Source organism: Neptuniibacter sp. QD72_48 (assembly GCF_047778065.1).
Taxonomy (GTDB): Bacteria; Pseudomonadota; Gammaproteobacteria; order Pseudomonadales; family Balneatricaceae; genus Neptuniibacter.
This window is the reverse complement of sequence record NZ_CP180547.1, coordinates 2,510,548-2,522,870: the sequence shown is the minus strand read 5'-3', so window position 1 is coordinate 2,522,870 and position 12,323 is coordinate 2,510,548. Positions and strand designations below refer to the sequence as shown.

Annotated in this window: 13 protein-coding genes; 4 read left to right on the top strand and 9 right to left on the bottom strand. The window is 43.0% G+C overall.

Translation table 11 applies throughout. The annotated features are described in order from the left end of the window. Positions 1-86 precede the first annotated feature (86 nt). Positions 87-1,643, top strand: coding sequence for a methyl-accepting chemotaxis protein (locus ACMXYX_RS11425; protein WP_415881733.1), 1,557 nt, complete (start codon positions 87-89; stop codon positions 1,641-1,643). A 74-nt stretch (positions 1,644-1,717) separates the two neighbouring features. On the opposite strand, the gene ACMXYX_RS11420 is transcribed toward ACMXYX_RS11425, so the two are convergent. Next, positions 1,718-2,182 carry a methylated-DNA--[protein]-cysteine S-methyltransferase gene (locus ACMXYX_RS11420; protein ID WP_415885195.1) on the bottom strand — a complete coding sequence of 155 codons (465 nt, stop codon included), beginning with the start codon at positions 2,180-2,182 and terminating at the stop codon, positions 1,718-1,720. 166 nt (positions 2,183-2,348) lie between these two features. Here ACMXYX_RS11420 and ACMXYX_RS11415 point away from each other — a divergent pair, with 166 nt between their 5' ends. From ACMXYX_RS11415 to ACMXYX_RS11405, 3 genes are all read left to right on the top strand, one after another. Continuing rightward, the gene (locus ACMXYX_RS11415; protein ID WP_415881731.1) at positions 2,349-2,585 is read left to right on the top strand and encodes a YdcH family protein; all 237 of its coding nucleotides are present in this window, start codon (positions 2,349-2,351) and stop codon (positions 2,583-2,585) included. Positions 2,586-2,711: 126 nt separating this feature from the next. Then, positions 2,712-4,490, top strand: a complete 1,779-nt coding sequence (locus tag ACMXYX_RS11410) for an ABC transporter ATP-binding protein (protein ID WP_415896562.1) — start codon at positions 2,712-2,714, stop codon at positions 4,488-4,490. Positions 4,491-4,740: 250 nt separating this feature from the next. Further along, a complete protein-coding gene (locus ACMXYX_RS11405; protein WP_415896561.1) occupies positions 4,741-5,199 on the top strand; it encodes a glycine zipper 2TM domain-containing protein in 459 nt (152 codons plus the stop codon). Positions 5,200-5,280: 81 nt separating this feature from the next. Here the strand turns inward: ACMXYX_RS11405 and ACMXYX_RS11400 are convergent, their stop codons facing one another. From ACMXYX_RS11400 to ACMXYX_RS11365, 8 genes are all read right to left on the bottom strand, one after another. Continuing rightward, a complete protein-coding gene (locus ACMXYX_RS11400) occupies positions 5,281-5,757 on the bottom strand; it encodes a DUF4405 domain-containing protein (RefSeq protein WP_415906012.1) in 477 nt (158 codons plus the stop codon). A gap of 3 nt (positions 5,758-5,760) precedes the next feature. Further along, positions 5,761-6,147, bottom strand: a complete 387-nt coding sequence (locus ACMXYX_RS11395) for a c-type cytochrome (protein WP_415896559.1) — start codon at positions 6,145-6,147, stop codon at positions 5,761-5,763. A gap of 164 nt (positions 6,148-6,311) precedes the next feature. Beyond that, complete coding sequence (locus ACMXYX_RS11390; RefSeq protein ID WP_415896558.1) at positions 6,312-7,589, bottom strand: sensor histidine kinase; 1,278 nt, start codon at positions 7,587-7,589, stop codon at positions 6,312-6,314. Next, complete coding sequence (locus tag ACMXYX_RS11385) at positions 7,586-8,242, bottom strand: response regulator (protein ID WP_415896557.1); 657 nt, start codon at positions 8,240-8,242, stop codon at positions 7,586-7,588. The genes ACMXYX_RS11390 and ACMXYX_RS11385 overlap by 4 nt, the downstream gene beginning before the upstream one ends. Before the next feature lie 166 nt (positions 8,243-8,408). Next, the gene (locus tag ACMXYX_RS11380) at positions 8,409-8,858 is read right to left on the bottom strand and encodes a DUF2852 domain-containing protein (RefSeq protein ID WP_415896556.1); all 450 of its coding nucleotides are present in this window, start codon (positions 8,856-8,858) and stop codon (positions 8,409-8,411) included. A gap of 141 nt (positions 8,859-8,999) precedes the next feature. Continuing rightward, a complete protein-coding gene (locus ACMXYX_RS11375) occupies positions 9,000-9,896 on the bottom strand; it encodes a LysR family transcriptional regulator (RefSeq protein WP_415896555.1) in 897 nt (298 codons plus the stop codon). Positions 9,897-9,968: 72 nt separating this feature from the next. Then, positions 9,969-10,313, bottom strand: coding sequence for a hypothetical protein (locus tag ACMXYX_RS11370; protein WP_415896554.1), 345 nt, complete (start codon positions 10,311-10,313; stop codon positions 9,969-9,971). 207 nt (positions 10,314-10,520) lie between these two features. Further along, positions 10,521-12,170, bottom strand: coding sequence for an EAL domain-containing protein (locus ACMXYX_RS11365; RefSeq protein WP_415906011.1), 1,650 nt, complete (start codon positions 12,168-12,170; stop codon positions 10,521-10,523). Positions 12,171-12,323 lie beyond the last annotated feature (153 nt).

The window sequence follows — 12,323 nt, the reverse complement described above, 5'->3', positions numbered from 1 at the left end:
CTCTCAATAGAATAACCCTATATATTCTAATGTTAGATAATTGAAATATAAGAAAAAATAGCTATTGAGATGTAACAGGGGCTGAGATGAAAAATAACCAACCCGTCAATAATACAGAGCGTAAATTCAGTAACGATACGCCGCTGATTTCCACCACGGATTTAAAAGGCCAGATAACATTTGTAAACGATGCCTTTGTGGATATATCAGGTTTTACTCGGGATGAGTTAATTGGCCGCTCTCATAATGTTGTTCGACATCCAGATGTCCCCCCACCGGTTTTTGGCGACCTGTGGTCTAAGTTAAAAGAGAATAAGCCTTGGATCGGTATAGTTAAAAACCGTTGTAAGGATGGCTCTTACTACTGGGTAAATGCTTATGTGACTCCTATTGTGGAGTCCGGGCGAACAATCGGCTATCAATCTGTTCGAACAGTGCCTACCTCCGGTCAAGTTTCTCGCGCTAACGATGTTTATAGCCGACTGAATAACAACAGTCGTCGTATCTCGATGCATGATATGTCTATTCAGACCAAGATCATCATTATGTTGTTGTTAGCGGTGCTTATTCCTATGGGCGCAGGCTACTTCACACAGTGGTCACCGATGATCACAATGGGTGCAGGCCTAGGTGCTTTTATATTATGTGCAGGCTTGTCCTATCACTGGTTAGGCCCTCTAAGGTACCTGCAGTCCCGTGCTAAGCGTATGCTAGATTCAAAAGTACTAGAAGAGATGTACGCAAACTCAGTGAGTGAAGTGGGTTCGATCTATCTAGGTACCATGGTAGATCAGGCGCGAATCCGCTCTGCCAATGCCCGTGTTACTTATTCGGCCAAAGAGCTAAATCAGCAGGGTGAAGATACGATCGGTATTGCGCGTCAGGCCAATCAAGCGATCGAACGTCAGAGCTTAGAAATTGAAGATGTTTCAGCGCATATCCAAAACCTTTCTATTGCTATTGAAGAGGTGGCGCAGCATGCAAGAACTACTTCCGAAGAAACTAAACAAGCGACCAATACAGCCGATCAAGGTCACTCGATTGTAAAAGGTACAATCGATGCGATTCACCACCTTGCAGATAATGTTGAGCAAGCGGCTCAGCAGATTGATAGTTTGCGTCAGGCGACAGAAGAGATCGCGAGTAAGACCTCAGTAATCTCCGAGATAGCCGATCAAACCAACCTGTTGGCATTGAACGCCGCAATCGAAGCGGCGCGTGCCGGTGAGCAGGGACGTGGATTCGCCGTTGTGGCGGATGAAGTACGAGAGCTAGCTAAACGTACTCAGCTTTCTACTAAAGAGATCGATACCACGATCGCAGAGCTTCAGGGCGAAGCCGCTCAGGCGATGTCGATGATGGAGAAAAGTCAGGACTCAGCAAAAGGCTGTGTTGATAAAGCCGGTGAAGCGGGTTCTGCGCTGCAAGAGATTATGGCGGGTGTAGGTAGCATTGATGATATGAGTACCATGATCGCCGCTGCATCCTCTCAGCAAAGTAATGCTGCGGAAGAATTAAAGCAAAACATCATGTCTATTCAGGAAGCGGCGCAAGTTGCTCAGTTGGCTGCTCAAGCCACAGAGCGATCCTCTGTAGATCTTGCAGATACCTCAAAAACCATTGTTCAGAGTGTGAGTGTTTAAGCTCTATCCGAATTGAAAAAGGCTGCATCTGCAACCTTTTTTGTGTCTCTAATTTTGGCCTAATCAAGGATTGGTCAGATCAGGTCTTTAGTTTCCAAATTTAACAGATAGCTCTTATTCTCAAGTCCGCCTGCGTAGCCTGTTAAATTACCATTACTGCCCAATACACGATGACAAGGGATAATAATGGGGATCGGGTTGCGATTGTTTGCCATCCCAATAGCTCTAGCGGCTTTCGGGTTGCCTATCTTCTTAGCGACTTCACCATAGCTACAGGTCTTACCGTAAGGGATATCGTTTAACGCATTCCATACTGATTGTTGAAACTTTGTGCCATTAGGCGCGAGTGGAACATCAAACCTTACGCGCTTCCCTGCAAAGTATTCGCTTAGTTCAGAGACACACTGGTTGGTTAATGCGTTACCCAAAAGTTCGGGCACTGTTTCATTATCTTGCAGGAAATGAATTGAGGTAATAGCACTGTTGTTGGCTTTAATAAGCAGAGAGCCCAAGGCGGTGTTCATAATTGCTGCATACATTGTCTTATCCTCCGCTTCAGGGAACCAATATTTAGGACTTGTTCGTTGGTTCTATATTTCTTTTTATAGTTTGGAACCTGTATTGATGTCCGTCAATGCTTTGTGGTCATCAGAGGAGGAGACTGAAGTCAAAGAGATAAGAAAGAAAGATTAAGGGGAACATCAAATGCCTATTGAACATCATGATTTGATTCACGAATTTCCAGAGCACCGTGACCGTATTCACAATCTAAAAATGGAAGATGCACATTTTGCTCGCTTATTCGATGAGTACCATCAGGTGACAAAAGATGTTGAGCGAATGGAATCTGAGGTTGAGCCGGTATGCACTCAAACTGAAGAAGCAGCCAAGTTTAAGCGCCTTAAGTTAAAAGATAAGCTTTACAAAATGCTACAAGCATAACCGCTAAGCCTAATTAGAAAACCCGCAGACATTGCGGGTTTTTTTTTGATTTAATTATTCTAATCCAGAACACAATTTAGCGAGTACAATTTAGTTATTACTGAGTTTGCGTAAAAAGGATCGTTTGTGAAGCCGTACTACAGTTGGCGCTATATCTTAAAGGTGGCATCTGAGCATAAAACGGAGCTAATTAAAGCGAACATTATCGCTTTTTTTGCCGCTTTGGTTTCTGTTCCGCTACCACTGTTTATGCCATTGTTGGTTGATGAAGTTCTGTTAGATCAACCTGGGTTTATTGTCGAAACTGTCGGCCCTATGTTCCCATCTGAATGGCATGGGCCGGTGCTGTTTATCGGTGTGATTCTGTTTGTCACACTGTTTTTGCGTTTAGTCGCCCTGATGATGAACGTTTGGCAGGCGCGCCAATTCAGCATTATCTCTAAAGATGTCACTTATCGGATTCGGGTTGGCTTATTAGAGCGGCTTAAAAAGATCTCAATGGCCGCATACGAAACTGTCGGCAGCGGTGCGGTTTCCTCTCACTTTGTGACCGATCTAGATACTGTAGATCGCTTTATCGGTAGCTCGCTCAGTCGTTTGCTGATTGCATCCCTATCTATCTTAGGTACTGCCATTATTTTGCTGTGGATGCACTGGCAACTTGCGCTGTTTATCTTATTTCTTAATCCCGTAGTGATCTATTTCACTACCATGGTTGCTAAACGGGTTAAGCACCTTAAAGGTCAGGAAAATAAAGCGTTTGAGGTGTTCCAGTCGGCATTAACCGAAACCTTGGACAATATCCAACAACTGCGTGCCTGTAACCGCGAACAGCATTATCTCAAAGGGCTGATCGCAGAAGCCAAAACCGTACGTGATCATTCAACTGCGTTTGAGTGGAAAAGCGATGCGGCCAATCGCTTAAGCTTTGTCTTGTTCATGATCGGCGTTGATCTCTTTAGAGCGGTTTCAATGCTAATGGTGGTTTTCTCCGATCTGACCATCGGTGAGATGATGGCTGTGTTTGGCTACCTCTGGTTTATGATGGCGCCAGTGCAAGAGATTTTAGGCATCCAATACAGTTATTACGCTGCTAAAGCCGCTCTGCAGCGGATCAACAATTTGGCAGATTTTAAAGAAGAACCGCAGTACCCGGCCAAGGTTAATCCATTTGAAGGCAAGAAGACTGTCGCGGTTAAATTACAAGATATTCACTTCAGTTATGAAACCGGTGTCGAGGTACTCAAAGGCGTCTCGGTGGATATCCCTGCAGGGCAAAAGATTGCTTTAGTGGGAGCCAGTGGCGGCGGTAAATCAACCTTAGTACAGGGACTGTTGGGTTTATACCCCATCGAGAAAGGGGAGATGTTCTTTGATGGTGTATCGATCAAAGAGATCGGACTGGCTTGCGTTCGAGATAACGTTGCAACCGTACTCCAGCATCCTGCTCTGTTTAACGGTTCGATTCGTAGCAATCTGACGATGGGTAAAAGCTATTCAGATGAAGAGCTTTGGAATGCCTTAGATGTAGCCCAGCTAAAACCCTTTGTTGAGTCTCTAGAGCAACAATTAGATACGCAGGTTGGGCGGCAGGGCGTAAGGCTCTCCGGAGGGCAGCGACAACGTATCGCTATTGCTCGGATGCTGTTAAGTGACCCTAAAGTTGTCGTATTAGACGAGGCAACCTCGGCATTGGATGCAGAGACCGAGTTGAATTTGCATCAGGCGTTAAAGAGCTTTCTAAAAGATCGCACTACCATCATCGTGGCTCACCGTTTAAGTGCAGTAAAACAAGCCGATCATGTCTATGTGTTTGAAGATGGCAAAATCTGCGAGCAGGGCAATCATTCGGAGTTGCTACAAAGTAATGGCCTCTACTCTAGGCTCTATGGTGAATATCAATAAACGCTTCAACTGAGTTGGTTCATCTTAGGTAAATGCTCAAGGTGTAAGCTCAGTAATTAATATTTATGGGTCGGCGTGGATCGAATCTGGCTAAAGGCTGTCTATAGGGATAATCAAATATGGATGGACAGGCTCGAGTAGGCTATAAAACGGTTTCAGGGTATTAATTGCTAAAATGTAATTGATAGTAGAAAGGGATTTTGGCCCGAACAAATCATCTGATATGAAGATCAGGTAAGAGGATACACCTATGAGTAAGTATGCAGTTGTTGTGACAATGCTATGTGCGCTAACACTAAGTGGTTGTGTAAGTAATTTAAGCGGTACAACCTATTCGCGTAGTGAAGCACGCCAAGTTCAGCAAGTTCAGTACGGTGTTGTGCAATCTGCCATTCCTGTAGTTATTGAAGGAACCGCTGGTGTAGTCGGTGGTGCTACAGGTGCTGTAGTGGGTGGCATCGCAGCCAGCAATGTTGGTGGTGGCAGCGGTAAAGATATCGCAACGGTATTAGGTGCAGTTGCTGGTGGTGTCGCAGGTAAAAAAGCAGAAGAGATGCTAACACGTGCACAAGGACAGGAGATCACTGTGCGCTTAGACAATGGCAATATGGTATCTATCGTTCAAGAGATGGACGGTGGACCAGCCTTCGCAGCAGGCGATCGTGTAAGGGTGCTAACCCGTGCAGGTACTGCTCGCGTGACTTACTAAGCCTAAGTTAGCTCTCATTTAAAAAGCCCTTGCTGATTAGCAGGGGCTTTTTTGATTGTATCGTCTCGAATACAGTATTCACTATGGACTGACCAGAAGCTCTAGTATGTCATGGACATCTCTATCGTGAAGTTGAGCAATTTCATACAGTGATTGCTCAGGTTTCGATTCAGTTATCCCGATAGTTGTTAGTCTGACTAAAAATTCTTCATGGCTTATATCGAGTATAGGAAGAAGAGTAGAGCTCTCTATATCGGTTAAAAGCTGGAAGGATGCTTTTGCTGCATAGAGATCATTAAAAGAAACAGCATAGAGTGAGATCCCGCTTAAAACTGAAACGATGATAATGAGCAGAGGCGTACTGGCAAAGCACTTTATAAAAGGCCGTTTATTGGCATAAATATGAAATGAGCTAGCGACTACGAATAACAGGCTCATCCATTCGTGAGTGGCGCGAATACCGCCTGAGGAAAGCTCGAACAACATCAGTACGCCAGTGATTGATGCAATAAAGAATGAGCCGATTGTCAAAGGCGTGTAGATTTGTCTGGAATGCATAACCTAAGACTCGGCTTCATTGATGTGAACAATGTAACCAAAAATATCGTTTATTTGTTCTACCGTTAGAGCTCCTCTAAATGCCGGCATAACCCCATCTTGGCTTATATCTCCATCCAAAACTGAATTAATTAATTCAGCCTTAAAGCTGAAAGGGTCGGTCAATTCCTGATAGATATTGTCGGGCTTGATAGCGATCGCTTTCGACATGATTCCATCCCCCAGCCCCTTTTCTCCATGGCATGCAGCGCAATTTACATTGAAGGCTAATTCGCCTTTAGAGATGTTCGGTGGGCCGTATAGAGAAACGCTGAAATCTTTCATGTAATAGAATTCAGCAAAAGCTAGGCCTGTAAGGCCTATTAGCAGTAACAGCTCTTTTTTGGTCATGAGTTTCAACGCCTTGGAAGAAATAGTTCTATGTTTAGATGACGCCATATGCTGGCAATAAGGGTATGGTAAATAATCAAACTTAGGAGAGACTTAGGGCGTTAAATATAAGTGGCGTAGCTTATCTTCTTTTGCCGCTGGGCTAGAGCAGGCGGCTAGACAGCCTAAGATAAAGGCTGCTGATAACGGAATCGCATACCGCCTTGATCAAGGTTTTCCAGAATTAAACGTCCTCTGTTTTTTCGCGAAATTTCTTCGCAGATCGCCAGACCTAGACCGTTGCTTTTATTGGCATGGGACCGACCGCGATGGAACGGCTCAAAGACATGTTTCATGGTTTCAGAATCAATACCTGGACCATTATCATCAACAATAAATACAAGCTGGTTGTCTTCTTCATACAGAGAAACATTGATTGTCTTCCCCTCAGGAGAATACTCAATGGCATTGCTGATGGCGTTCTGAAAAATATGCCATAAGTGGTTATCCCTATTGGTAATCTTTATGGTTTCTATTTTTTCCACCCCAAGGTCCTGTTCTTTTCGATCTGCTATGGGGTGCAGGCTGATAACGACATCTTGCAGTAACTCGTTCACTGAAATGACCTCTTCACGTGTTGGTGTATCAGCTTGTAATCGGGCTAAGTTCAGCAATTGCTCGACCAGAGACTGTAAGCGGTTTAATCCAGAACGTAAGTTGGAGACATCGGCTTGTTTATTATTTTGTAAATTTTCAGCTTGAATGCTTAACCCAGAGACAGGTGTTCTTAACTCGTGTGCAGCATCAGCAATAAAGCGTTGTTGGCGTTTAATACCTTGTTCAACTCTCCCCATTAATCGGTTAATAGCATGAATAAAGGGTGTTATTTCTTCAGGCACATGATCGGTGTGTAATCGGGTCAGATCATCACTATCCCGTTGGTTTACCTCTGCTGCTAACTGATTAATTGGCCGTAACAGTCTTTTTATGATGATTTGAAGCCCAACTAACAAAGATAGGGATAACAGCAGCATGGGGATAGCAGAGGCGAGGGCGCTGCTTAAAGCCAGCTTTTCACGGATATCCGTCTCTTGAGCAATCGCGTACAACTGATCTTGATGTTGCACGACTAAAATGCGCCAAGTAGCCTCATTAATATCTACATAGCCAAGGCCCGATTCTAGATCGGTTGGAAATTGTAATGGCTGGGTAACTGCTAAGGATTGGACGACGATAGACTCATCATCTAAATCATATCTTAGTGACTGTGTGTTAATAGAATTGCCTGCTTGCAGCCAAGTAGCGATTTGCTCTAAAAGGTCATCTTGGAGCTCTTTTGCTTGGATATATGCGGCAGCAAAAGAGATTAAAGAACCGACGACGCAAAAGGTGGCGACTAAAATCAGTAACCATTTTCTAAGGTCACGTTGTAAGGATGTGTGTTTTAAGGCTGAATGTTTCAAGGTTGCACCATCCAACCAAGTCCTCGAATATTCTTAATGCTGCCTTTGCCCAATTTTTTACGTAGACCATGAATGATGAACTCAATCGCGTTGCTAGCGATATCATCATCCAAACCATAAACTTTTGATTCCAATTGTTCGCGGTTAAACGTTTGCCCTGCTCGCATCATTAAGGTTTCTAGCAAAGCGAATTCTCGAGCAGACAGTTGGTATGTTTCCCTTTCAACGATGACGGTAGCGTTCTTCACATCTAACTTCATACTTGAGGTTTCAAGTACTGGAGTACCAGCTCCTTGGTTTCGACGGCTAATCGCGCGCAAACGTGCTTGCAATTCTGCTATTGAGAAGGGCTTGATGAGATAATCGTCTGCACCTAGGTCCAACCCATTAATTCTATCGTCGACTCCATCTCGGGCAGTAATGATAATAACTGGGATACCTAAACCTGCTTGACGGATTTGACGCAAAATTTCGAAACCATCTAGATCAGGTAACCCTAGGTCAAGTAGCAAGGCGTCATAGTCACCAGATTTCAGTAAGTCCAAAGCGCCCGCAGCTTGTTGAATCCATTCAATATTTTGATTGGACTCCGTCATTGCTTGGGAAACACCATGCCCAATCAGCGGATCATCTTCAATCAGCAGCAGTTTCATCTGTTAACCATTATTTCTCTTTAATCTAGAGCTCATGCTTCTTAACCTATTTTAGAAAGCATTGATCTCAGGATAACTGTATATCTCTTAAACCAACAAACTTATTGGTTATTAAAGCTTAATTACCTCAAAACCACCGCGCATTAGGCGGTGGTGTTAATGAGAGCTAGCTATCATCTTTATCTGATTTACTCAGATTGGACATAAATGCATCAAATTCCTGTTGATCTTCACGACGCTTTGCATCTGCTCTAAACGTCCGGAAAGCATCTTCGCGTCTATTTATCTTTTCTTTCATTCTACTAATGCTTTCATATTGGGTTTGTTGGAATTCGTTAAATACACTGTTGTTAGTTTCTTTGTTTTCAACAGTCGAGCGAAAGCGTAAAAGTTGCTGCCATTTCTTTCGTGTCCAACTTGGCAGTTCCTGAATAGGATTACCTAATATTGTCCATAGCAAAATTGCTAGCCCTAAGATGGGAAAGACAATAAATCCAAGAGCCATTGCAGTTATGTTTGCCCAACTCCAGTGACCTTTGCATTCATCTAGCTTTATATTGGCCTCGACATGAGATTTAGAAGCACCCTTTGCGGCGGAATAATTTGTCGATGACATGACATTTTCTCTCTATGTTTAATTAGAATTTATACGCTTGGGGGCCAAGCTCTGAGCATAGAGTAATAAATGAAACTTAGTTAAAACTTAGCAGGTATGCGTTAGCTGATTTGTGATCACTACTGTGGATTATCGGGAATTTTAGATTTGTAGAGACGTATCTCGTTTACATATGGCGTTGATCGTTGGGTTACTTGAGCTGCTTCTGCGTGTAATTCCGTAGAGGTCATCAGTTACCTCGGTAATTTCAGCAATACACTCAACGCTATATTGGCGGCAGACTTCTTCAGCTATTACTGTAGGTGCAGCAAACACCCCATGTCCTTTAGACCCGAAGACTTTAATTAACGCACTGTCATCAATTTGTGCTTTTACATATGGCCTTATTTGGTGTTCTTCAAACCACTGAATTAGTTGGGCAAACCAAGGGGCATTAATTGCATTGGATAAGAAGGTTTCTTTATCCATACTGATGGGGAAGTTCTCGCGTAGCTCGGCTGCTTTTTTAGGCTCTGCAAACAATGATACGGTCGATGAATCGAGTTTATAGATGAACAGATTGGAATCTGAATTGTATTCAGGGAGTTCGTCAGTCAGTAGTAGATCGATCTTTTTCTGGCTTAACAGTGTTAGCAGTTGAGCGGGGATTCCCGTTGTGCTGTTTAGTGTTACTTCCTGATCAATGTCAAATACAGGTTCGATAAGGTGATAGGCTATGAGTTTATGGATCGAAGATGATATGCCAACGTTTAAGTTTGTAGGTCTGTTTTGTGGCTTTTCCTCCAGAAAACGATCTAGTTCCTCTGCAATGCTGAACATTTGATCGGCGTATCGAGCGACTTGCTTGCCTAAAGGGGTAATAAGTAAGTTTCGGCCTTTTCGCTTGAACAGCAGACCACCAATGGATTCTTCTAGAGAAGAAATTTGGCTGCTTATTGTTTGCGGCGTTAAATCTGCAATCTCACTGGCTTTGGCTATCGATCCTTCCTTAGCGACTAGCCAAAAGAAATAAAGATGACGAAGGTTGTACTTACTCATAAATTGGTTTCACCCTTGGTAGTGAACTCAGAGATGATTAGTAAGTATAACCCTCATCAAAAGGGGAAGTGCTTAAGAGGCAATGGAATGCTGAACTGTTTTTAACACAGTTGGTTTATGTCTAGATTCAGTTACCTTGTCTTCTTCTACCATGAACAGGTGATAAGCCTCTGGACCAAAAGAATCTAGAGCGGTTAACAGATAAGAGAACTGATCATTTACAGGCTCGCCCGTTCTTTTTACTTTGAAATTAAAACGTTGTGAAGGGATGGAGCTGAGTAGTGGCTCTTCGACCCATAAGTAAAGTGATTGATCCGAAATAACATACTCAAATCTAACGGGTTTAAAACCTTCTCTTAGGGTCAGAGTTTGGGTTTTGTCAGAGAGTTCTAATGGATATTTCAAAATGGCTTTCATGACTACACTCCAATGTTCTGATGTTGTTTGGAGTATATTTACTTAGAATAAATCTGTTTTGAACAGTTTTTATAGGTGTTTTACTTCGAAATTTTCGATGAAAGGGGGCGGGATTTAGTCTAAAGGCATTGTTTTGGGATGTAGGGCGTATGTCTACACCCATTCAAAAAGAGACCAGTTTTGGCGCCTACAGTGATAGTTCTACACCTAACAAGTGGCTTCTTCTTCGATTTCAATATCCCGCTTTGATCGTTGTTCGGAAATCTTAATCAGCTGAAGTAGTTCATGGGCAGGTATGGCTCTACTGTAATGCCAGCCTTGGTGTATTTCGATACCGAGTTTATCTAAATGGGCAACTTGGTGTGGTGTTTCTACGCCTTCTGCGATAGTGATTAGATCTAGCTTCTTCGCCAAACTTACAATCATCTCTAATATATGACTATTGATCGAATCAGTCCCGATGGATGCGATAAAGCATTTGTCCGCTTTTAGGTATTTAACCGGTAGTTGGCCGAGGTAATGCAGGCCACAGTAGCCAGTGCCAAAATCATCTATAGCGATTTCGATACTTGCTGCCGTTAATTTGATAAAGGCTTTCTGAATTCGATCGTCTTCACCATCGACCAATACATCTTCCGTAACTTCTAGAACCAAGTTAGGAATGAGGGTTTTGTAGTGGATTAGCTCTCGTACTGATTTAGCGTCTAGTAGATGATTTGAGGATATATTGATGGTTACTATGAAGTCTGGATGGCTTAGTAGGATAGGGCGTAACTCGTCGTAGCAGTTTTTAAGCTGCTGTGAAGTCATCTTGTTTATAAATCCTTTTTCTTCTGCTTCTGGGATAAAAGTAACAGGGTTTTTTAAGCCTTCAGCTGGATGTTGCCAGCGCATTAATACCTCAACGCCCATGATCTGTTTATCTGAAGCTTTGATCAGTGGCTGATAGAGGTTGAAAAATTCACCATGCTTGATCGCTTTTTTTAGTAAGTGGGCGCTGTCTGATAAATAGACAATAAGGTATTGGAAAAGTAGAGTGAGCAGAAACCAAACGCTTAAACATAGGGCAATGCCTTGTATGCTTAAGTTTCTTTGATCACCAAAGATGATCTGTTTCTCGTCACTTATAACCACGCTTAATTCAGGAAAGGTAATAAGTGGGCTATAGGCGGCAACTTGCTCAAGTCCGTTATTAAATTCAGCTTCCACTACTTTGGGTTGATCTATAGGTAGTTTCAAGCCAGATTGAGGCCTGGCATAAGGTCCATTCATAATAATTGGTCGCCCAGTATCGCTATGGATTAGGCCGGTAAAGCCAAGTTCACTAGAGCGGTTCTGTAACTGGTTCTTAAGCCAACTAATTCTGACGAGAGCGTTAACTTCCCCTCCTTGTTTCAGACTTCGCGCAAGTACAAAAGCCGGTTGTTTCATATACTCGACATTTACGGGGCCTAGGAAGCGTAAACCGAGTTGGCTTGGGGGGGGGGTGACGAAGATAGGCTTTTCGTGTTTTTTCCAGCTTGTGCAGATTAGCTGACCATCAGCATCAATAATACCCATCTCTACAACAGGGGCGACGTTAAACATAATGCTGCGCATGTCGAATAGGATCTCTTCGCTGCATTGATTGCTAAGTTTTTCTAAATCGATCAGTACGTTGTTAATGATGCTGTAGTTGATATCGAGCCATTCAGACAGTTGTCGAGCTTTGGTTTTTAGATCACGTTGCTGGAGTTGCTTGTGTTGTTCAGCCTGTTCATAGCTAATAAATAGAGTGATAAATAGCGTAATAATTGCGCTGATTAACGCAGGTGCGAGGTATTGCCTGTTCCATATGCGGAGTGTTTGCGCTTTCACAATTAGCTCACTTAATCCCTATAGTGGTTCAACGCTACCATAAATTGTTGTATCACCAAAATTCACCCATCGGATGGAATTTGTTGAAATTTGAACAGACCTTTTAGTCTTTATGCGCTGGATCAAGGATTTTTAATTGAATTTGCTGTTGAA

Coding starts and splice junctions, on each gene's coding strand:
- ACMXYX_RS11425 (WP_415881733.1), top strand. CDS start 87: ATGAAAAATAACCAACCCGTCAATAATACAGAGCGTAAATTCAGTAAC.
- ACMXYX_RS11420 (WP_415885195.1), bottom strand. CDS start 2,182: ATGTATGCAGCAATTATGAACACCGCCTTGGGCTCTCTGCTTATTAAA.
- ACMXYX_RS11415 (WP_415881731.1), top strand. CDS start 2,349: ATGCCTATTGAACATCATGATTTGATTCACGAATTTCCAGAGCACCGT.
- ACMXYX_RS11405 (WP_415896561.1), top strand. CDS start 4,741: ATGAGTAAGTATGCAGTTGTTGTGACAATGCTATGTGCGCTAACACTA.
- ACMXYX_RS11400 (WP_415906012.1), bottom strand. CDS start 5,757: ATGCATTCCAGACAAATCTACACGCCTTTGACAATCGGCTCATTCTTT.
- ACMXYX_RS11395 (WP_415896559.1), bottom strand. CDS start 6,147: ATGACCAAAAAAGAGCTGTTACTGCTAATAGGCCTTACAGGCCTAGCT.
- ACMXYX_RS11385 (WP_415896557.1), bottom strand. CDS start 8,242: ATGAAACTGCTGCTGATTGAAGATGATCCGCTGATTGGGCATGGTGTT.
- ACMXYX_RS11380 (WP_415896556.1), bottom strand. CDS start 8,858: ATGTCATCGACAAATTATTCCGCCGCAAAGGGTGCTTCTAAATCTCAT.
- ACMXYX_RS11375 (WP_415896555.1), bottom strand. CDS start 9,896: ATGAGTAAGTACAACCTTCGTCATCTTTATTTCTTTTGGCTAGTCGCT.
- ACMXYX_RS11370 (WP_415896554.1), bottom strand. CDS start 10,313: ATGAAAGCCATTTTGAAATATCCATTAGAACTCTCTGACAAAACCCAA.